The sequence below is a fragment of the Streptomyces sp. NPDC058326 genome (genome assembly GCF_042879855.1).
GTDB lineage: Bacteria > Actinomycetota > Actinomycetes > Streptomycetales > Streptomycetaceae > Streptomyces.
In genome coordinates this window covers 239,601-258,365 of the sequence record NZ_JBHVZO010000003.1, presented here as the reverse complement: position 1 = coordinate 258,365, position 18,765 = coordinate 239,601, and the positions used below count along the sequence as shown (strand labels likewise).

At 72.9% G+C, this 18,765-nt stretch carries 16 protein-coding genes; 9 read left to right on the top strand and 7 right to left on the bottom strand.

All coding sequences use genetic code 11. The features are described 5' to 3' along the window. The first annotated feature begins 312 nt into the window (after positions 1 to 312). The 3 genes from ACFVYX_RS06755 (at position 313) to ACFVYX_RS06745 (ending at position 4,221) form a co-directional block, all read left to right on the top strand. Positions 313 to 2,151: an acyl-CoA dehydrogenase gene (locus ACFVYX_RS06755; RefSeq protein ID WP_389680261.1), complete on the top strand. Its 1,839-nt coding sequence runs from the start codon at positions 313 to 315 to the stop codon at positions 2,149 to 2,151. Positions 2,152 to 2,495: 344 nt separating this feature from the next. Beyond that, positions 2,496 to 3,803, top strand: a complete 1,308-nt coding sequence (locus tag ACFVYX_RS06750) for a M18 family aminopeptidase (RefSeq protein ID WP_389680260.1) — start codon at positions 2,496 to 2,498, stop codon at positions 3,801 to 3,803. 73 nt (positions 3,804 to 3,876) lie between these two features. After that, entirely contained in the window at positions 3,877 to 4,221 is a 345-nt protein-coding gene (locus tag ACFVYX_RS06745; RefSeq protein ID WP_389680259.1) for a hypothetical protein, read from the top strand. Here the strand turns inward: ACFVYX_RS06745 and ACFVYX_RS06740 are convergent, their stop codons facing one another. Further along, positions 4,222 to 6,015: an NHL domain-containing thioredoxin family protein gene (locus tag ACFVYX_RS06740; protein WP_389680258.1), complete on the bottom strand. Its 1,794-nt coding sequence runs from the start codon at positions 6,013 to 6,015 to the stop codon at positions 4,222 to 4,224. A 144-nt stretch (positions 6,016 to 6,159) separates the two neighbouring features. Between ACFVYX_RS06740 and ACFVYX_RS06735 the strand changes: the two genes are divergently transcribed. From ACFVYX_RS06735 to ACFVYX_RS06725, 3 genes are read left to right on the top strand one after another with little or no spacing between them, the layout of a single operon-like run. Next, on the top strand, positions 6,160 to 7,350 hold the full coding sequence (locus ACFVYX_RS06735) for a hypothetical protein (RefSeq protein ID WP_389680257.1): 1,191 nt from the start codon (positions 6,160 to 6,162) through the stop codon (positions 7,348 to 7,350). A gap of 2 nt (positions 7,351 to 7,352) precedes the next feature. Continuing rightward, entirely contained in the window at positions 7,353 to 8,102 is a 750-nt protein-coding gene (locus ACFVYX_RS06730; protein WP_389680256.1) for a hypothetical protein, read from the top strand. 32 nt (positions 8,103 to 8,134) lie between these two features. Continuing rightward, on the top strand, positions 8,135 to 8,629 hold the full coding sequence (locus ACFVYX_RS06725; RefSeq protein WP_389680255.1) for an LURP-one-related/scramblase family protein: 495 nt from the start codon (positions 8,135 to 8,137) through the stop codon (positions 8,627 to 8,629). Here ACFVYX_RS06725 and ACFVYX_RS06720 read toward each other — a convergent pair. Next, positions 8,626 to 9,861 carry a trans-sulfuration enzyme family protein gene (locus ACFVYX_RS06720; RefSeq protein ID WP_389680254.1) on the bottom strand — a complete coding sequence of 412 codons (1,236 nt, stop codon included), beginning with the start codon at positions 9,859 to 9,861 and terminating at the stop codon, positions 8,626 to 8,628. The genes ACFVYX_RS06725 and ACFVYX_RS06720 overlap by 4 nt on opposite strands. Positions 9,862 to 9,924: 63 nt before the next feature. On the opposite strand from ACFVYX_RS06720, the gene ACFVYX_RS06715 reads away from it, so the two are divergent. Together ACFVYX_RS06715 and ACFVYX_RS06710 are read left to right on the top strand one after the other, a co-directional pair. Then, a complete protein-coding gene (locus ACFVYX_RS06715) occupies positions 9,925 to 11,433 on the top strand; it encodes a PLP-dependent aminotransferase family protein (protein WP_389680252.1) in 1,509 nt (502 codons plus the stop codon). A 21-nt stretch (positions 11,434 to 11,454) separates the two neighbouring features. After that, complete coding sequence (locus ACFVYX_RS06710; RefSeq protein WP_389680251.1) at positions 11,455 to 12,051, top strand: hypothetical protein; 597 nt, start codon at positions 11,455 to 11,457, stop codon at positions 12,049 to 12,051. Between the two features lie 76 nt (positions 12,052 to 12,127). Here the strand turns inward: ACFVYX_RS06710 and ACFVYX_RS06705 are convergent, their stop codons facing one another. Both ACFVYX_RS06705 and ACFVYX_RS06700 read right to left on the bottom strand, forming a co-directional pair. Next, a complete protein-coding gene (locus ACFVYX_RS06705; RefSeq protein WP_389680250.1) occupies positions 12,128 to 13,423 on the bottom strand; it encodes an SMI1/KNR4 family protein in 1,296 nt (431 codons plus the stop codon). A 16-nt stretch (positions 13,424 to 13,439) separates the two neighbouring features. Continuing rightward, on the bottom strand, positions 13,440 to 14,258 hold the full coding sequence (locus tag ACFVYX_RS06700) for a carbon-nitrogen family hydrolase (RefSeq protein WP_389680249.1): 819 nt from the start codon (positions 14,256 to 14,258) through the stop codon (positions 13,440 to 13,442). A 156-nt stretch (positions 14,259 to 14,414) separates the two neighbouring features. Here ACFVYX_RS06700 and ACFVYX_RS06695 point away from each other — a divergent pair, with 156 nt between their 5' ends. After that, complete coding sequence (locus tag ACFVYX_RS06695) at positions 14,415 to 15,242, top strand: maleylpyruvate isomerase family mycothiol-dependent enzyme (protein WP_389680248.1); 828 nt, start codon at positions 14,415 to 14,417, stop codon at positions 15,240 to 15,242. A 4-nt stretch (positions 15,243 to 15,246) separates the two neighbouring features. On the opposite strand, the gene ACFVYX_RS06690 is transcribed toward ACFVYX_RS06695, so the two are convergent. From ACFVYX_RS06690 to ACFVYX_RS06680, 3 genes are all read right to left on the bottom strand, one after another. Then, complete coding sequence (locus tag ACFVYX_RS06690; protein ID WP_389680247.1) at positions 15,247 to 16,605, bottom strand: nitrate/nitrite transporter; 1,359 nt, start codon at positions 16,603 to 16,605, stop codon at positions 15,247 to 15,249. Continuing rightward, positions 16,602 to 17,255, bottom strand: coding sequence for a GntR family transcriptional regulator (locus ACFVYX_RS06685; protein WP_389680246.1), 654 nt, complete (start codon positions 17,253 to 17,255; stop codon positions 16,602 to 16,604). The genes ACFVYX_RS06690 and ACFVYX_RS06685 overlap by 4 nt, the downstream gene beginning before the upstream one ends. Positions 17,256 to 17,346: 91 nt before the next feature. Next, positions 17,347 to 18,744 (bottom strand): dihydrolipoamide acetyltransferase family protein, encoded by a 1,398-nt coding sequence (locus ACFVYX_RS06680; protein ID WP_389680592.1) that lies wholly within the window; start codon positions 18,742 to 18,744, stop codon positions 17,347 to 17,349. Positions 18,745 to 18,765: the final 21 nt, after the last annotated feature.

Below are 18,765 nucleotides of genomic sequence, written 5' to 3'. Positions count from 1 at the left end.
CGGGTCAGCCGCGAGGTCCAGGGGCGCGAGTGCCCGCCGGGCAGGAAGTGGCCGCCCGCGTCGTCGAGGCGGTCCTCGGCGCAGGGGACCGACGGGCGCTTTCGTCACTGGCAGTAGTTGATCGGGTACACACCCCGCTCACCCTTCCGCAGACGACTCCCCCCGGACCCTTGACGGCGGCGATTGACGTCACAGTCGCCCGCAAGGGGTTGCTCTTATTACCGGCGGGTAGCATCATCGGAGAGAGCGTTTTGCTACTCGCTGGTACGTGTACGAGGAACCTCCCTCCCCGAGCCTTACGGAGCCGTCGCCATGGGGCACTACAAGTCGAATCTCCGCGACATCGAGTTCAACCTCTTCGAGGTCCTCGGCCGCGACAAGGTGTACGGCACCGGGCCGTTCGAGGAGATGGACGTCGAGACCGCCAAGAGCATCCTCGACGAGATCCGCCGTCTCGCCGAGAACGAGCTCGCGGAGTCCTTCGCCGACGCCGACCGCAACCCGCCGGTCTTCGACCCCGAGACCAACACCGCCCCGGTCCCGGCCACCTTCAAGAAGTCGTACAACGCCTTCATGGAGTCCGAGTACTGGCGCCTCGGCATCCCGGAGGAGATCGGCGGCACCGTCTCCCCGCGCTCCCTGATCTGGGCCTACGCGGAACTGCTCCTCGGCTCGAACCCGGCCATCTGGATGTACTCCTCCGGCCCGGCCTTCGCCGGCATCCTCTACACCGAGGGCAACGAGCAGCAGAAGAAGGCCGCGCAGATCGCCGTCGAGAAGCGCTGGGGCTCCACCATGGTCCTCACCGAGCCCGACGCCGGTTCGGACGTCGGCGCCGGCCGCACGAAGGCCGTGCAGCAGGAGGACGGCTCCTGGCACATCGAGGGCGTCAAGCGCTTCATCACCTCCGGCGAGCACGACATGGAGGAGAACATCCTCCACTACGTCCTCGCCCGCCCCGAGGGCGCCGGCCCCGGCACCAAGGGCCTCTCCCTCTTCCTCGTGCCGAAGTACGAGTTCGACTGGGAGACCGGCGAGCTGGGCGAGCGCAACGGCGTCTACGCCACCAACGTCGAACACAAGATGGGCCTCAAGGCCTCCAACACGTGCGAGATGACCTTCGGCGACCAGCACCCCGCCAAGGGCTGGCTCATCGGCGACAAGCACGACGGCATCCGCCAGATGTTCCTCATCATCGAGTTCGCCCGCATGATGGTCGGCACGAAGGCGATCTCCACCCTCTCCACGGGCTACCTCAACGCCCTGGAGTACGCCAAGGAGCGCGTGCAGGGCACCGACCTGGCGAACTTCATGGACAAGGCCGCGCCGAAGGTCACCATCACGCACCACCCCGACGTCCGCCGCTCGCTGATGACGCAGAAGGCGTACGCCGAGGGCATGCGCTCCCTCGTCCTCTACACGGCCTCCGTGCAGGACGAGATCGCGATCAAGGAAGCGGCCGGCGAGGACACCAAGGCCCTCCACGGCCTGAACGACCTGCTGCTCCCGATCGTCAAGGGATACGGCTCCGAGAAGGGCTACGAGCAGCTCGCGCAGTCGCTCCAGACCTTCGGCGGCTCCGGCTTCCTCCAGGAGTACCCGATCGAGCAGTACATCCGGGACGCCAAGATCGACACCCTGTACGAGGGCACCACCGCCATCCAGGGCCAGGACTTCTTCTTCCGGAAGATCGTCCGCGACCAGGGCGCGGCCCTGAACACGCTGTCCGAGGAGATCAAGAAGTTCCTCGCGGTCGGCACCGGCGGCGACGACCTGGCCGGCGCCCGCGACGCGCTCGCCAAGGCCGCCGTCGACCTCGAAGGCATCGTCGGCACGATGATCACCGACCTCACCGCCACCGGCGAGGACGTCAAGAACATCTACAAGGTCGGCCTCAACACCACCCGCCTGCTGCTCGCCTCCGGCGACGTCGTCGTCGGCTACCTGCTGCTGCGCGGTGCCGCCGTCGCCGCCGAGAAGCTGGCCGCCGGCGCGGCGGACAAGTCCGCCAAGGAAGCGGCCTTCTACCAGGGCAAGATCGCGGCCGCGAAGTTCTTCGCCGCCAACGTCCTGCCCGGCGTCACCGCCGAGCGCGCCCTCGCCGAGGCCGTCGACGGCTCGCTGATGGACCTGGACGAGGCCGCGTTCTAAGACGCGCCCACGTCCTGCAGGACACGGCCCGTCCCCGGGGAGGGGGGCGGGCCGTTCTGCCTTTTTCGAGGCTCGGTTCGCCTCCGGGGCGCTCAAGCCGGGCTCACAGGGCCGACCGTGCTCGCCTCCCTCGTTCCTCGCGAGGCTCCGCGCGCTCGGCCCTGTTCCCCCGGCCGCGCCCCTTCGGCTCACTCGCCAGGTCCTACGGGGGGAGGCGACCGGCCCCTTCCTCCGGCACACCGGTCCGCCCCCGGCCCCTTCCCCAGCCCACCGGCCCGCTCGCGGGTGCGCGGGAGTGGTCATCCCGCCACATCCGGCGGAGCCCCGCTGCGTAAGGTTGATCCATGAGCAGCGCAGCTTCCCGTCCCACCGCCGGCCCCTTCGACCGCGGACACACCGACGACCTCATGGCCTTCCTGACGGCGTCGCCCTCGCCGTACCACGCGGTCGCGAGCGCCGCCGAGCGGCTTGAGAAGGCCGGCTTCCGCCAGGTCGAGGAGACCGCCGCCTGGGACGGGACGAGCGGCGGGAAGTACGTCGTCCGCGGCGGTGCGATCATCGCCTGGTACGTGCCGGAGGGCGCCGCCGCCCACACCCCGTACCGCATCGTCGGCGCCCACACCGACTCCCCCAACCTGCGCGTGAAGCCGCAGCCCGACCTGGGCGCGCAGGGCTGGCGGCAGGTCGCCGTCGAGATCTACGGCGGCACCCTCCTCAACACCTGGCTCGACCGCGACCTCGGCCTCGCCGGGCGCCTCACCCTCCGTGACGGCAGCACCCGCCTCGTCAACGTGGACCGGCCGCTGCTGCGCGTCCCGCAGCTCGCCATCCACCTCGACCGGGGCGCCAACGACGGTCTGAAGCTGGAGCGCCAGCGGCACATGCAGCCCGTCTGGGGCATTGGCGACGTGCACGAGGGCGACCTGATCTCCTTCGTCGCCGCGGAGGCCGGCGTCGACGCCGAGGACGTCAGCGGCTGGGACCTGATGGTCCACGCCGTGGAGGCCCCCGCCTACCTGGGCCGGGACCGCGAGCTCCTGGCCGGCCCGCGCATGGACAACCTGCTCTCCGTCCACGCCGCCACCGCCGCGCTCGCCTCCCTCGCGGGCCGCGACGACCTCCCGTACATCCCGGTCCTCGCCGCCTTCGACCACGAGGAGAACGGCTCCGAGGCCGACACCGGCGCCCAGGGCCCCCTGCTCGGCAACGTCCTGGAGCGCTCGGTGTACGCGCGGGGCGGCTCCTACGAGGACCGGGCGCGGGCCTTCGCCGGCACCGTCTGCCTCTCCTCCGACACCGGTCACGCCGTCCACCCGAACTACGCGGAGCGCCACGACCCGACGCACCACCCGCGCGTCAACGGCGGCCCCATCCTCAAGGTGAACGTCAACCAGCGGTACGCCACCGACGGCAGCGGCCGGGCGGTCTTCGCCGCCGCCTGCGAGAAGGCGGGCGTGCCCTGGCAGTCGTTCGTCTCCAACAACGACATGCCCTGCGGCACGACGATCGGCCCGATCACCGCCGCCCGCCACGGCATCAGGACCGTCGACATCGGCGTCGCGATCCTCTCCATGCACAGCGCCCGCGAACTCTGCGGCGCGGAGGACCCGTACCTCCTCGCCAACGCCCTGGTCGCCTTCCTGGAGGGCTGAGCCCGCAGGGCCGGTCCCGGAAGGCGTGACCGGCGAAACATCCGGGAAAGGTCCCGCCTGACACCGTCGCCCCATGCACCGTCATGAGGGCCCGCCCCGGAAGCAGTTCGTCCTGTTCCTGACCGCCGCCGTGCTGTTCGGCGCGGCGGTGGCATGGGGGCTGATCGACCGGTACACCGACCGGCCCCCGTGGGGCACCGACATCGCGTACGAGGGCGGTTACGTGCAGGCATCCCGGATTCGCGGGTACGACGTGGACGGCTCGCGGACGAAGGCGCTGCTCGACGGGGAGTGTGCGCTCATGGAGCGGCAGGGGCTGGGCGGCGAGCGGGCCGTCCACGATCCGGCGGCCTGGGTGGCGGGGTGCCTGGACGGGGCCGCGGGGCGCCCGTCCAGGAACCAGGGGATCGTCAGGTGATCAGGCGTCCATGCCCGCCAGGATCAGGGGCAGTCGGGCCGCGCCCGTCGCCGTGACCTTCACCGGGACGCCCCAGTCCTGCTGGTGGACGTGGCAGGCCGGATACTCGTTCGACGGGTCGTCGTCGCAGGACGCCGCCATCGCCGAGACGTGCAGGACGCCCTCCGTGACCTCCGGGTTCAGGTCGAGGTCCCGGAAGAGGTCCGTGCCGGTGCCCTCGCCGCCGAGCAGCAGCTCCGGCGGGGTCGCGGAGACCAGCAGCCGGGTCGAGGGGCCGTAGCGGTCGTCGAGCTTCTGGCCCGTCGGGGCCTGGAAGACGACGTCCAGACGGAGGCGGCCGGGGGCGACCTCGGTGGCCTCGCGCCGGGTGCGGTGGGCCACGGCCTCGACCCGGACGGCCTCCTCGGGGAGCCGCAGCCGGGTCAGCCGGTGCCGGGCGGACTCGACGACCACGATGTCGCCGTCGACGAGGACCGCCCCGCTCGGCTCGCGCAGGTCGGTGGCGAGGGTGGTGACCTCGCCGGTGGCGGGGTCGTAGCGCCGCAGGGCGTGGTTGTACGTGTCGCTGACGGCGACCGAGCCGTCGGGCAGGGCCGTGACGCCCAGCGGGTGCTGGAGCAGTGCCTGGGCGGCGTCGCCGTCGCGGTGCCCGAAGTCGAAGAGGCCGGTGCCGACGGCGGTGTGGACGCTGCCGTCCGGGTCGATCCAGCGCAGGGCGCTGGTCTCGGCGTCGGCGATCCACAGCCGGTCCTCGGTGGCCGAGAGCCCCGACGGCTGCGCGAACCAGGCCTCGGCGGCGGGCCCGTCGACCAGCCCCTCGTTGGTGGTGCCGGCCGCGACCTCGACGGTCCCGGTCCCCGGGTCGTACGTCCACAGCTGGTGGACGCCGGCCATCGCGATCCACACCTTGCCCTGCCACCAGGCCACGTCCCACGGCGAGGACAGGTCGACCTCGAGGGCGGGCCCGGAGGTGGCGGACCCCTGCCACCACTGCCTCCCGGTGCCGGCGACCCGCTCGATCGCGCCGGTCCCAAGGTCGAGGACGCGCAGGGAGTGGTTCACCGTGTCGGCGACGACGACCTTCCCGTCGGGAAGCATGGCGAGGCCCTGCGGCTCCCGGAAGACACCCTCGCCGATGCGCCGCACGACGGTCTCGCCGTCGGCGGCGAGCTCGACGAGCTGGTGCCGGGTGGTGTCGGAGACCAGGAGGTTCCCGGAGGGCAGCAGGATCGCCTTGCCGGGGAACCGCAGATCGGTGGCGACGGGCTCGGGCGCCACGTACGGCCCGTCCCCGCGCCGCAGCGTCCCCTTGGCCTCGTGCTCGGCCTCCAGCTCCTCGACGAGCGTCCGGATCGCGTTGGCGTGCCCCTCACCTGCGTGCTGGGCGACGACGTACCCCTCGGGGTCGATCACGACGAGCGTCGGCCAGGCCCGCACGGCGTACTGCTTCCAGGTCGCGAGCTCGGGGTCGTCCAGTACGGGGTGGTGCACCTCGTACCGCTCGACGGCGTCGACGACGGCCTGGTGCTCGGCCTCGTGCACGAACTTCGGCGAGTGCACGCCGACGATCACGAGCGTGTCGCGGTGTTTCTCCTCCAGCTCGCGGAGCTCGTCGAGGACGTGCAGGCAGTTCACACAGCAGAAGGTCCAGAAATCGAGCAGAACGATCTTCCCTCGCAGGTCGGCGAGGGTCAGGTCGTCTCCTCCCGTGTTCAGCCAGCCACCCTTGCCGATCAGCTCGGGGGCGCGGACACGGGCACGGCGGGGTGCGGTCGCGGGCGCGGAGTCGTTCATGAGTCAAGGGTGCCGTACGGGTGGAAAGAGGGGGCCGGGTGGGGCGGGGGCGCGTGTCCGGGGGCGGGGTGGGGGCGGGGGCTGGTGAGCATGGGCGGCATGGTGGAGCACTTGATCAGATCATCAGATTATTTCCGCCATCGGGTGAGCGGGGGCCTCCTGGTGGTGCTGCTCGTCCTGCCCTGTCTGGTCCTGGCCTGCCTGGTCCTCCCCGTGGCCCTCGCGCGGGCCGGTGGGGCCGGGGACGGGTCCTTGCGGCTCACCGTGACCGTGAACGGGCGCGGCGACAGCGGGCCGCGTCCGCCCGACATCCGGGTCGGCGGACAGGTCGTGAAGCGGTACCGCCTCGTGAACCACGGCGAGGCGGACCTGTACCGGGTCCGGGTCGTCGACCACGAGGTCCCCTCCGGGTCCGTGCGCTGCCCCGCGGGGCCGCTGCCCGCGGCGGAGGAGCTGGAGTGCGTCGCCAGGTTCCCCGCGGCGCCCGGGCTGCACTGGGGCACCGTCCGCGCGGAGGGCACCGTCCCGTCGCTCCGGCGGCGGCTCACCGCGACCGCCCGCGCGGGGTACAACGGGGTCGGGCTCGACCCCGGGGCGGGCGGGGCGGGCGGGCCGGCCGCGGGGAGTGCTGGAGCGGGTTCGGGACCGGGTGCGGGACCGGGCTCCGGAGCGGGTCCTGGAGGGGCCGCCGTGGGCGGTTCCACAGGGGGCCCTGGAGCAAGTTCCGGAGGAGCCTCCGTGGGGGGTTCCGTAGGGGGCTCCGTAGGGGGCTCCGTCGGCGGGACGGGTGCGGCGGCGCCGCGGGCGCCCGGCGTGCCGGCTCCCGGGGCCGCGGGGATTCCCGCAGACCCCGCCGTGCCAGGACCCGCGCCTGGGGCCGGGGCTGCGGGGGCTGCGGTACCTGGGGCTGCCGCGCCCGGGGCCGCCGCCCCGCCGGGAGACGCCGCCCCGCCCGGGGCCGCCGCCCCGCCCGGAGCCCTCGCACCCCCGGGCGCCTTGCCTCCGGCGGCCGCACCCGCACCCCCCGGAGCCGTACTCCCGGAAGCGGTACCGCCGGCGGCCCTGCCCGTCGGCCCTCCCGGAGCCGGGGACGACGCCAGGACCGGGACCGGGACCGGGACCGGCACCAGTGCCGGATCCGGAGTCGGCGGCGTCGACGCCGCCGTCACTCCTCCCACCGCCCGCCGCGCCGCCGCCCTCGACTCCGAGGGGTTCCTGGGACGGCTGCGACGGCGAGGCCGGGAGGCGAGTGAGCTCGGCGTCGTACCGATGCTGCTGCTGCTCCTGATCCCGGCGGCCATCGCGGCCGCCCTCCTCGGCAACCGGAGAAGCTGACCGTGGCCCTGCTCGAAACGCTCGTCGTCGTCCTCGGCGTCGCGCTCCTCGCCGCCCTCGCCGTCGTCGCCAAGACCCGGCTCTTCCCGCTCGGCGAGGACGAGGAGCCCCGCGAGGACGTCGCCGAGTACATCGCGATGATGGTGTCGGTCCTCTACGCCGTCGTGCTCGGCCTCTGTCTCGTCTCCGTCTGGGACACCCGCTCCGCCGCCGCCGACCACGTACAGGACGAGGCGAGCGCCCTCCACCAGATGTATCTGCTCGCGGACGCGCTCCCCGCCGACCGGCGGCAGCCGCTGCGCGAGGCGGCCCGGACCTACGCCGGTCATGTCGTCGACGTCGAGTGGCCGGTCATGGCGGCGCGCGAGCCGCTCGACATGTCCGGCTGGCGGCTCCTCGAACAGCTGCGGCGGGCCGGTGAGGTGGAGGAAACCGCGAAGGTGCCCCACCAGATCGCCGCCCAGGAGGTCCTCGCCCAGCTCGGCTACGTCGACGACGCCCGGCGCGGCCGGGAGGCGGCGGCGCAGGAGCGGCTCTCCCCCGTGCTGTGGGCGGGGCTGATCATCGGGGGTGCGCTGACGCTCGCGTTCATGTTCCTCTTCGGGATCAGGAGGAGCGCGACCCATGTGGTGATGGTGATGGGTCTGGCGGGCTTCATCGCCTTCACCGTGCTGCTCATCCACCAGCTCGACTCGCCGTTCGGCCCGGTGCTCGGCGCGACCCCGGACGCGTTCACCCGCTACTTCGAGTGAGAAGCGCCGGTCACCCGGGCAGGCATACCGCCATGAAATATCTCGTACGGGACAAGATCTTCGCGATCGGCGACGACTACTGGATCGAGGACGAGCAGGGCCGCCACGCCTTCCTCGTCGACGGCAAGGCGCTCCGGCTGCGCGACACCCTGGAGCTGAAGGACCCCCACGGGCATGTCCTGATCACGCTCCGGCAGAAGATGTTCAGCCTTCGGGACGCCATGACCATCGAGCGCGACGAACGGCCGCTCGCGACCGTCCGCCGCAAGCGGCTCTCGCTGCTGCGCAACCACTACCGGGTGACGCTCGTCGAGGGCACCGGCCTTGACGTCAGCGGCCGGATCCTGGACCGGGAGTTCATCGTCGAGTACGAGGGTGAACTCCTGGCCCACATCTCCCGGCAGTGGTTCCACGTCCGCGAGACGTACGCGGTGAACGTGGTCCGCGAGGACGCGGACACCGCCCTGCTCGTCGCCGTGGCGGTGTGCGTGATCCGGATGGCCGAGCGCGAGCGGGGGGACGACTAGGCGGCCTTCCGCAGCGCCTGCTCCATGTCCGTCCACAGGTCCTCGACATGCTCGATGCCGACCGAGATCCTGACCGTGCCCGGGCCGATCCCCGCCGCCGCCAGGGCCGTCGCGTCGAGCTGGTGGTGGGAGGTGGAGGCCGGGTGCATCACCAGGGTCTTCACGTCGCCGAGGGAGACGCTGAGCGAGGCGAGCCGTACCCCCTCGACGAAGGTACGGCCCGCCTCCCGGCCGCCCGCGAGGTCGACCGAGATCACCCCGCCGCCCCCGCCGGGCAGCAGACGCGCGGCGATCTCCCGGTCCGGGTGGCTCGCGAGCGCCGGGTGGCGTACGGCCTCGACGGCCGGGTGCGCGGCCAGCCGGGCCGCCAGGTCGGCGGCGCTCGCGCACTGGCGCTCCATGCGCAGCGACAGGGTCTGCATGCCGCGCAGGGTCAGCCAGGCGGCGAACGGGTCGGTGGACGCGCCCTGTTCGACGGCGTGGTGGCGGACCCGGCCGTACACCTCGGTGTCCTTGAAGACGGCGACGCCGCCGAGGACGTCCGCGTGCCCGGACAGGTACTTGGTGGCGGAGTGGACGACGATGTCGGCGCCGTGGTCGAGGGGCCGGCAGAGGAGCGGTGACGCGAACGTGTTGTCGACGGCGACGGGAACCCCGGCCCCGGCGGCGACGGCAGCGAGCGCGGGCAGGTCGGAGACGCGGGTGGTCGGGTTGGCGATGGTCTCCAGGTAGAGGAGCCGGGTCTCGGGGCGCAGGGCCGCCCGTACCTCCGCCGGGTCGGTGCCGGAGACGTACGTGACGTCGACGCCCCAGCGGGTGGCGAGGTCGGTGAGGACCGCGTACGTGCCGCCGTAGAGGCAGCTCTGGGCGATGACGTGGTCGCCGCTGGAGAGCAGCCCGAGGAGGACGGCGTTGACGGCGCCCATGCCGGAGGCGAAGGAGAGGGCGGCGGCGCCGCCCTCCAGGCGGGCGACGGCGTCCTCGAGGGTGCGGACGGTGGGGTTGCCGAGGCGGCTGTAGAGGAAGGCGTCGCCGGAGGTGAAGGCGGTGGCGAGGGCGTCGGCGGAGTCGAAGGCGAAGACATGGCCCTGGTGCAGGGGGACACCCAGGGGCCTGCTGCCCGTGATCTCGACGTGCGGCGGGTGGACGGCGAGGGTCTCGGGGCGGACCGTGCCGGAACCGGGCGATGCGGAACGGAGAGGGGTGGCGGCGGAGTCGTCGGCGTGGCTCATGCGTTCAGTCTCTGGACTCGCCGTTTGCCTTCCCAGGTCCAATCCCGGCAGATTGGTCCGTCGATGGAGCCAATCGACGCGTCTCTGGATCTGGACCACCTGGTCGCCCGGCTCGGCCGCTGGTCGGCCGGGCGCGGGCCGCTGTACCTGCTGCTCGCGACCCGGCTGCGCGGCCTGATGGACGAGGCCGCGCTGCCTCCGGGCGCGCTCCTCCCGCCGGACCGCCGGCTCGCGAAGGCCCTGGCCGTGGGCCGTACGACGGTGGTCGCCGCCTACGACACGCTGCGCCAGGAGGGGCGGCTCGTACGACGGCAGGGCAGCGGTACGCGGGTCGCGCGGGCGGCGCTCGCGCGGGCGGCGCCCACGTCGCCGGAGGCGCCCCGGGGCGGGTCCCCGGGGACGAAGACCCCTCGGGTGACCGAGACGTCGAATCCGCTGTTCCTGCACCTCCTGGAGGCGCCGGACGACGTGATCCTGCTGAGCTGCGCCGCCCCGGCGCAGCCGCCGCCCGAGCTGGCGGAGGCGTACCGCTCGCTGGTCCTGCCGGACCGGGACCTCGGCTATCACCCGGCCGGCCTCGGCGTGCTGCGGGCGGCGGTGGCGGAGCGGTACGCGGTGCGGGGCGTGCCGACCGGGCCGGCGCAGATCCTGGTCACCACCGGCGCGCAGCAGGCGCTTTCGCTGCTCACCCGGCTGTTGCTCGCACCAGGGGACGGGGTGCTGGTGGAGGCGCCGACGTATCCGGGGGCGCTCGATCTGTTCCGGGAGGCGGCCGCCGTACCGCTGCCGGTGGCCGTGGGCCCCGACGGGATGGACGTGGCGGAGGCGGTGCGCGTGATCGAACGTCACCGCCCGGCCCTGGCCTATGTCGTGGCGCGCTTCCAGAACCCGACGGGGGCGGTGCTCCCGCCGCTCGCCGGGCGCCGGCTCGTGGAGGCGGCGAACGCGCTGGGCGTGCCGATCGTGGACGACGAGGTCCTCTCGGACCTGGCGTTCGACAGCGCGTCGGCACCGGCGCCGACGCTCTCCGCGTACGGCGAGGTGATCGCGGTCGGTTCGCTGAGCAAGGTCGTATGGGGCGGGCTGCGCATCGGGTGGGTGCGCGGGCCGGCTCCACTGATCGCCCGGCTCGCCCGGCTCAAGGCCCTTCACGACCTGGGCAGCGACCTGCCGTCCCAACTGGCCGCGACCCGGCTCCTGGACGACTTCGCGCCGGTGCTGGAGGCCCGGCTGGCGTCGGTGCGCGCGGGCCACGACCACCTCAGGGCCGAGCTGGCCCGTCTCCTGCCGTCCTGGTCGGCGGCGCCGGCGACGGGCGGCCAGACGATGTGGGTACGGCTCCCCCACGGCGACGGCGTCTCCTTCGCCCAGCTCGCCCTCCGCCACGGGGTGGCCGTCCTCCCGGGTGCGACGGCCGACGCGCTCGGCGGCAGCGTCCGCCATCTCCGGCTCCACTTCCTCGCGGCGCCCGACGTCCTGACGGAGGCCGTACGGAGACTGGCGGCGGCCTGGGCGGAGTACACCCCGGGCCCGGCTCCGGAACGGGCGTCCCTGCATGCGATCGTCGTCTGACGCGTCATCGGGGAGGTCACCATGCACAGCACCGTCACACCGTTCGCCCTGCGCCCGTGGCGGGAGGGCAAGGGGTACGAACGGCGGGCCGGTTGGCGGGGCGCGTCGGCCGAGTTCGGCGAGATCACCGTGGAGGCCCCGCTGCGGCAGACCACGCCCGAGGTGGTGATCTCGGAGCTGCGGGGCGGTCTCGTGCCGGGCGCCTCGTACGAGGCGCGGGGAATCCACACGGACCTGCTCCGGCTGCCGAGCCTGAACCGGGCGACCCTCCGCGTCGGCGACGCGGTGGTCCACATGACCCGCAACCGTTTCGGCGCCACCGCCCGGCAGCGCGGCCTGAGCATGCGGTACGGCGGCGACCGCTACCGGCTGTGGGCCGTGAACCGGCGCTCGTGGGTACTGGTCCGCGAGGCGGACGCAGAGGACCCGGGGGTCACGGTGTCGGTGAGCGGGAAGCGGCGGCGGCTCGACGTCACGGTGAAGGGCCGGGCGGGCGCGGCCGACCTGTCCCTTGCGCTGATCTTCGCGGGCGTGGACCGCGCGGCACTCACCCGGGGCGGAGCGGTACGCGCGGGCCTCTCTCGCGTGACGGAACTGTGGGCGGAGGCGCAGGCCTAGGCCTGTCCGGCGTGACGGTCTCCCCTAGGCCTGTCCGGCGTGACGGTCTGCCCTAGGCGGAGTCCGGCGTGACGGTCTAGGCGGAGCCCGGCGTGACGGTGCGGGGCTCGAAGCCGATGACGTCCAGCGGGTCCTCGTGCGGATTCACGACGCGTGGCAGCCCCTCCTCGTCCAGTTCGCCGCGCAACCAGGCCAGCAGGACGTCGGTGAGAGTGCCGGTGAGCGGCGGGCCCTGGGCGGCGTGGCGGGGGACGACGATCAGCGGCCAGTCGTCGGGGTCGTCGCCCTCGGTGAGCCAGCACAGCTGGTCGCCGTCGATGGAGGTGGCGAAGGTGAGGAAGCCGCCGGGCTCCGGCCAGGCGGCCAGCGGGTTGAACCGGGGGTGGTCTGCGCGGTGTCCCCGGTAGGTGTCGCCGTACCACTCGGCCCAGGGCGCGAGGTCGTACTGCCCGGTGCCCAGCGGGAGACCGAACCGCAGCCAGTCGCACCAGCAGCCGGCCCCGTACGTCTCCATCAGACGTACGTACGCCGTGGGCAGGCGGGTGCCGAGGCGTTCGTACAGCCACTCCCAGCTGCGGGGGCCGAGGACGGGGGTGGCCGGTGGCGAGATCAGCGCGGTGAGGGTGCCGAGGCCGCCGCCGGCGGCGAGCGCCGCCCGCTGTTCCGGGGTGGGTTCCGGCCGGCGGGGCGGTGGGGTCCACGCGGCCGCCCCGGCGCCGGCGCGACCGCTGCGGGCCAGGACCGGGCGCAGGCCGTCGGCGACGAAACCGGCGAGGGTGGGCAGGAGCGGGGTGCCGAGCCGGAGCCAGGGGTCGCGGCCCGCGCTCTCCTCGGCCTGCCGGTGGATGACGACGGGCCAGAGGTCCGGGTCGTCGGAGGCCGTGGTGTCCCAGTAGAGGGTGTCGGACATGCGGGTGGCGCCGAACGGGAGGACCCCGGGGGCGTCGCGGCGGCCCTGCTCGACGAAGCTGCCGTAGTCGAACCAGCCGCCCGGGCTCTCGAACGGGGTGTACAGCCAGAGCCGTTCGCCGATGTCCAGAGGTCCGTAGGCGGTGGCGACGGCCTTGTAGTCGGCGGGCAGCCGGACCCCGGCCCACTCCTCGACGGCATCCCAGTCGACGGGTATGGGGGGCGCCTCGGGCGGGGGTCCGAAGAGCTCGGCGAAGGCGGCGAGGTGGCCGGCGGCCGAGGCCTCCTCGCGGCCCTGCCGGCTCTCGCGGCCCTGCCGGCTCCCTTGGCCCTGCCGGCTCTCGTGACCCGGCTGGTTCTCGTGACCCGGCTGGCTCTCGTGACCCGGCCGGTTCTCGCGACTCTGCCGGCTCTCGTGACCCGGCTGGTTCTCGTGACTCTGCGGGCTCTCGTGGTCGCTCACGCTGATCGCGGTCTCCCTACCGGGGCGCTCGGGGCGCGAGGGGCTCACTGGGGGCGGCCAGGCCGAGGACGCGGTCCTTCAGGGCCGGGAACTGCTCGCGGGTCGTGGTCACCTTCGACGGGTCGAGGGCGACCCGGAGGATCTCCTCGTCCGGGCCCGCCTCAGCGAGGACCTCGCCCCAGGGGTCGACGACGATCGAGTGGCCGGCCTGTTCGACGCCCGCGTGGGTGCCCGCCGTACCGCAGGCGAGGACGTACGCCTGGTTCTCGACGGCGCGGGCCCGGGCCAGGAGGGTCCAGTGGGCGCGGCGGCGGGCGGGCCAGCCGGCCGGGACGACGAAGGCCTGGGCGCCGGCGTCGACGAGCCCGCGGAAGAGCTCGGGGAAGCGCAGGTCGTAGCAGGTGCCGACGCCGACGGTGAGGTGCGGCAGGTCGACGGTGACCAGGTCCTCGCCGGCCGCCATCATCACCGCCTCTCCCTTGTCGAAGCCGAAGCGGTGGATCTTCCGGTAGGAGGCGGCGAGTTCGCCGTCGGGGGAGAGGACGAGCGAGGTGTTGTAGAGGGCGCCGCCCTCGGCCTCGACGAAGGAGCCGGCGTGCAGCCAGACCCCGGCGTCGCGGGCGGCGGCCGCCATCGCCCGGTGGGTGGGGCCGTTCAGCGGCTCGGACTCGGCGGCGAAGGACTCGTACGCGAAGGCACCCATGGGCCACAGTTCGGGCAGGACGACGAGGTCGGCGCGGCCGGATTCCTCCCGTACGAGACGCGCCACGCGGGTGCGCCTGGCGTCGACCGGTTCGTCCGGGTCTACCGCGATCTGGATCAGCGAGGCGCGCACACTACCACCGTCCTGGCATTCGAGCCGTCAACACCGGCCTACGATCGTCACACGAAAGCACTGCCGGGGTGCCTTCGGGCAGCGTAACTTAGCGTCCGAGCCTCCCACCCAGTCGTGTTATTCAGCCCGCGCACCGAAGAACCGCCGAGGGGTCCCGTGACCGTCCATCCCAGCCTCCAGAACTACGCCGACGCCTGGACCCACTCCATCGAGGCGATAGCCGAGCTGGTGCAGCCGCTCGTGGAGGGCGAGTGGAACCGGCCGACACCGTGCATCGGCTGGTCGGTCAGGGACATCGTGTCCCATGTGATCGGCATGGAGACGGAGATGCTCGGCGACCCGCGGCCGATCCACTCCCTGCCGCGCGATCTGTACCACGTACGCAGTGACTTCGCGCGCTACATGGAGGTCCAGGTCGATGTGCGGCGGCACCACACCGCACCGGAGATGACCTCGGAGCTGGAGTACATCCTGATCCGCCGGGCCCGGCAGCTCCGTAACGAGAACCGCTCCCCCGAGCATCTGATCCGCGCGCCTCTGGGCGCGGAGCAGTCTCTGGAACTGGCGTACCGGATGCGCGCGTTCGACGTGTGGGTGCACGAGCAGGACCTTCGGGCGGCGCTCGGTGTCCCGGGCAATCTGGACTCGGCGGGCGCGCATGTGACACGGGACGTGCTCCTGGAGGCGCTGCCGAAGGTGATCGCCAAGGACGCGGGGGCGCCCGCCTCCTCGGCGGTCGTCGTCGATGTGAGCGGCCCGGTGGAGTTCCTGCGGACGGTGCGGGTCGACGCGGAGGGGCGGGGTTCGATCGACGGCGCGCCCTCACTGGGTCCCGCGGTGACGCTCGCGACGGACTGGGAGACGTATGTGCGCCTGGCCTGCGGCCGGGTCCGGCCGGCCGACGCGGCCGACCGGGTCAAGGTGGAGGGCGACGAGGAGCTGGGACGGGCGATCCTCGACAACTTCGCGGTGACGCCCCGCTGACCTCTCAGACGGGGACGTGCACCGCCTCCACGCGGCTGGCGACCAGTCGTTCCCGTTCCCTGCGGTGGGTGCGGGCCTTGAGGCGCAGGATCTGCACGACGCCGATCGCCTCCAGGACGAAGACGGACGAGAACGCGATCCGGTAGTTGTCACCGGTCGCGTCGAGCAGGACGCCGACGGCGAGCAGCGTGGTCATCGAGGCCGTGAAGCCGCCCATGTTGACGATGCCGGACGCGGTGCCCTGGCGCTCCGGCGGGTTCGCCGGGCGGGCGAAGTCGAAGCCGATCATCGAGGCCGGTCCGCAGGCGCCGAGGACCAGGCAGAGGGTGACGAGCAGCCACATCGGCGCGTGGTCGCCGGGGTACGCGAGGGTGCCCGCCCACAGCAGGGCGGTCGCGGCGACCGTGCCGAGTGCCAGCGGGGCGCGGGCCGTGTGGTGGCGGGCGATGATCTGCCCGTACGCGAGGCCCACGACCATGTTCGAGAGGACGACCAGGGTGAGCAGTCCCCCGGCGGCCGATCGGGTGAGGCCCTGCGCCTCGACGAGGTAGGGCAGTCCCCAGAGCAGCAGGAAGACCATCGCGGGGAACTGGGTGGTGAAGTGCACCCACATGCCGAGCCGGGTGCCGGGTTCCCGCCAGGACGCCACGATCTGACGGCGGACGAAGGCGGCGCCCGCGTGGGTGGCGGGCTCGGGCTCGTGGCCCTCGGGGTGGTCCTTGAGGAAGAGCAGCAGCAGGACGAGGACGAGGACGCCCGCGAGGGAGCTGCCGACGAAGGTGGTGGTCCAGCCGAGGCCCTGCAGGGCGCGGGCGAAGAAGACGGTGGAGACGAGGTTTCCGGCCACGCCGAAGAGCGCGGCGACCTGGCCGATGAGCGGTCCGCGGCGGGCGGGGAACCAGCGGCTGCCGAGCCGCAGGACGCTGATGAAGGTCATGGCGTCGCCGCAGCCCAGGAGGGCGCGGGCGGCGAGCGCCGTGCCGTACGAGGGGGAGAGGGCGAAGCCCAGCTGGCCGAGGGTGAAGAGGACGACGCCGAGGGCGAGGACCTTCTTGGTGCCGAGCCGGTCCACCATGAGGCCGACGGGTATCTGCATGCCGGCGTAGACGAGCAGCTGGAGGATGGAGAAGGTGGAGAGCGCGGAGGCGTTGACGTCGAAGCGGTCGGCGGCGTCGAGGCCCGCTACGCCGAGGGACGTGCGGAAGATGACGGCGACGAAGTAGACGGCGACGCCGACGCCCCAGACGAGGGCGGCGCGGCGGCCACCGGGCGGGTCGCCGGGCAGGGTGGCGGCGGAGCCGTAGCCGTTCTGGTCCCGGCGGCCCTTTCCGCTGTCACGGCCCTTCCGGCCGCCGCCGGTCATCGGTCCTCTCCCCGGACCAGGACTTTGACCCAGCTGAGGTGCCGGCGGACGCAGCGCGCGGCGCCCTCCGTGTCTCCGGCCTTGATCCGGTCGAGGATCTCGGCGTGCTCGGCGATGTTCTTGGCGACGCGGTCGGGCTGGGACTGCATCACGGCGACGCCCATGCGCAGCTGGCGGTCCCGGAGCTGGTCGTAGAGGCGGGAGAGGATCTGGTTTCCGGCGTGGCGGACGATCTCGGCGTGGAAGCAGCGGTCGGTGACGGCGACTTCGGCGAGGTCTCCGGCCTCGGCGCGCTGCTTCTGCTCCTCAAGGAGCTCTTCGAGCCGTGCGACGAGGGAGGCGGGCGCGGGCACGGCCCTGCGGACGGCGAACTCCTCGACGAGCAGACGGGTCTCGACGACGTCGGCGATCTCCTGGGCGGAGACGGCGAGGACGAGCGCGCCCTTCTTCGGGTAGAGCTTGAGCAGCCCTTCCATCTCCAGCTTGAGGAGCGCCTCGCGGACGGGTGTCCGGGACACTCCCACGGCGAGTGCGAGTTCGCCCTCCGTGAGGAGGGTGCCTCCCTCGTAGTGCCGGTCGAGTACGGCCTGCTTGACGTGCATGTAGACACGGTCGGCCGCGGCGGGCGGCTTGGGTGGGGCGGCTGGCATGCGCACAGCTTAGATACAACAGAGGTGCAACAAACAGGCCCGTCCGCGATGCGGACGGGCCTGTTTCACGTGAAACGGTCGGACCGGGGTGTTACGCCCGGGTGATCAGACGCTTCGGCTGCTCCAGGATCGCGGCGACATCCGCCAGGAACTTGGAGCCGAGCTCGCCGTCGACCAGCCGGTGGTCGAAGGAGAGGGCCAGCGTGGTGACCTGACGCGGCTTCACCTTGCCCTTGTGGACCCACGGCTGGAGCTTGATCGCACCGACCGCGAGGATCGCGGACTCGCCGGGGTTGAGGATGGGCGTACCGGTGTCGACGCCGAAGACGCCGACGTTGGTGATGGTGAAGGTGCCGCCCTGCATCGCCGCCGGGGTCGTCTTCCCCTCGCGGGCGGTGGAGACCAGCTCACTCAGGGACGCCGAGAGCTCGGGCAGGGTCTGCGTGTGCGCGTCCTTGATGTTCGGCACGAGCAGACCGCGCGGGGTGGCCGCGGCGATGCCCAGGTTCACGTAGTGCTTGAGGACGATCTCCTGCGCCGCCTCGTCCCAGGCCGCGTTGATCTCCGGGTTGCGCTTGACCGCGACCAGGACGGCCTTGGCGATGAGGAGCAGCGGGTTGACCCGCAGGCCCGCCATGTCCTTGTCGGACTTGAGCTCCTCGACCAGCTTCATCGTGCGCGTGATGTCGAAGGTCACGAACTCGGTGACGTGCGGGGCGGTGAAGGCCGAGCCGACCATCGCCGCCGCCGTGGCCTTCCGTACGCCCTTGACGGGCACACGGGTCTCCCGGGCGTCGGTCGCGACGGAAGGCGCGGGCGCCACGGCCTGGGCCGGCGACGGAACCACGGCCGGGGCCGGGGTCTCGACGGTCGGCGCGGACGCCGGAGCGGCCGCCGCGTGGACGTCCTCGCGGGTGATGATGCCGTCCGGGCCGGTCGGGGTGACCGTCGCCAGATCGACGCCGAGGTCCTTCGCGAGCTTCCGGACCGGCGGCTTGGCCAGCGGTCGGGCGTCGGCCGGTCCGTGCCCGTTGAGCTGCTCCGGTACGGAGACCACGACGGGCGCGGCCTGAGCCGGGGCGGCCGGGGCCGTCACGCCCGCCGGTGCCTTGCGCGCGCGGCGCTTGGTGGAGCTCGCGGCCACGCCGTAGCCGACGAGGACCGGCTGACGGGCCTGCGGCTCGTCCTCCTCCACGACCGGCGCGGGCACGGGGGCGGCGGCCGGAGCGGCCTCCGCCACCGGGGCGGCCGGGGCCTCGGCGGGCCCGCCGCCGACGTTCACCGAGATGATGACCTGGCCGACGTCGACCGTCGTCCCCTCGGGGAAGCACAGCTCGTGGACCGTGCCGTCGAACGGGATCGGCAGCTCGACCGCGGCCTTGGCCGTCTCGACCTCGCAGACGACCTGCCCGTCGGTGACGGTGTCACCCGGCTGGACGTACCACTTGAGGATCTCGGCCTCGGTCAGGCCCTCGCCCACATCGGGCATCTTGAATTCGCGGATCGTCAC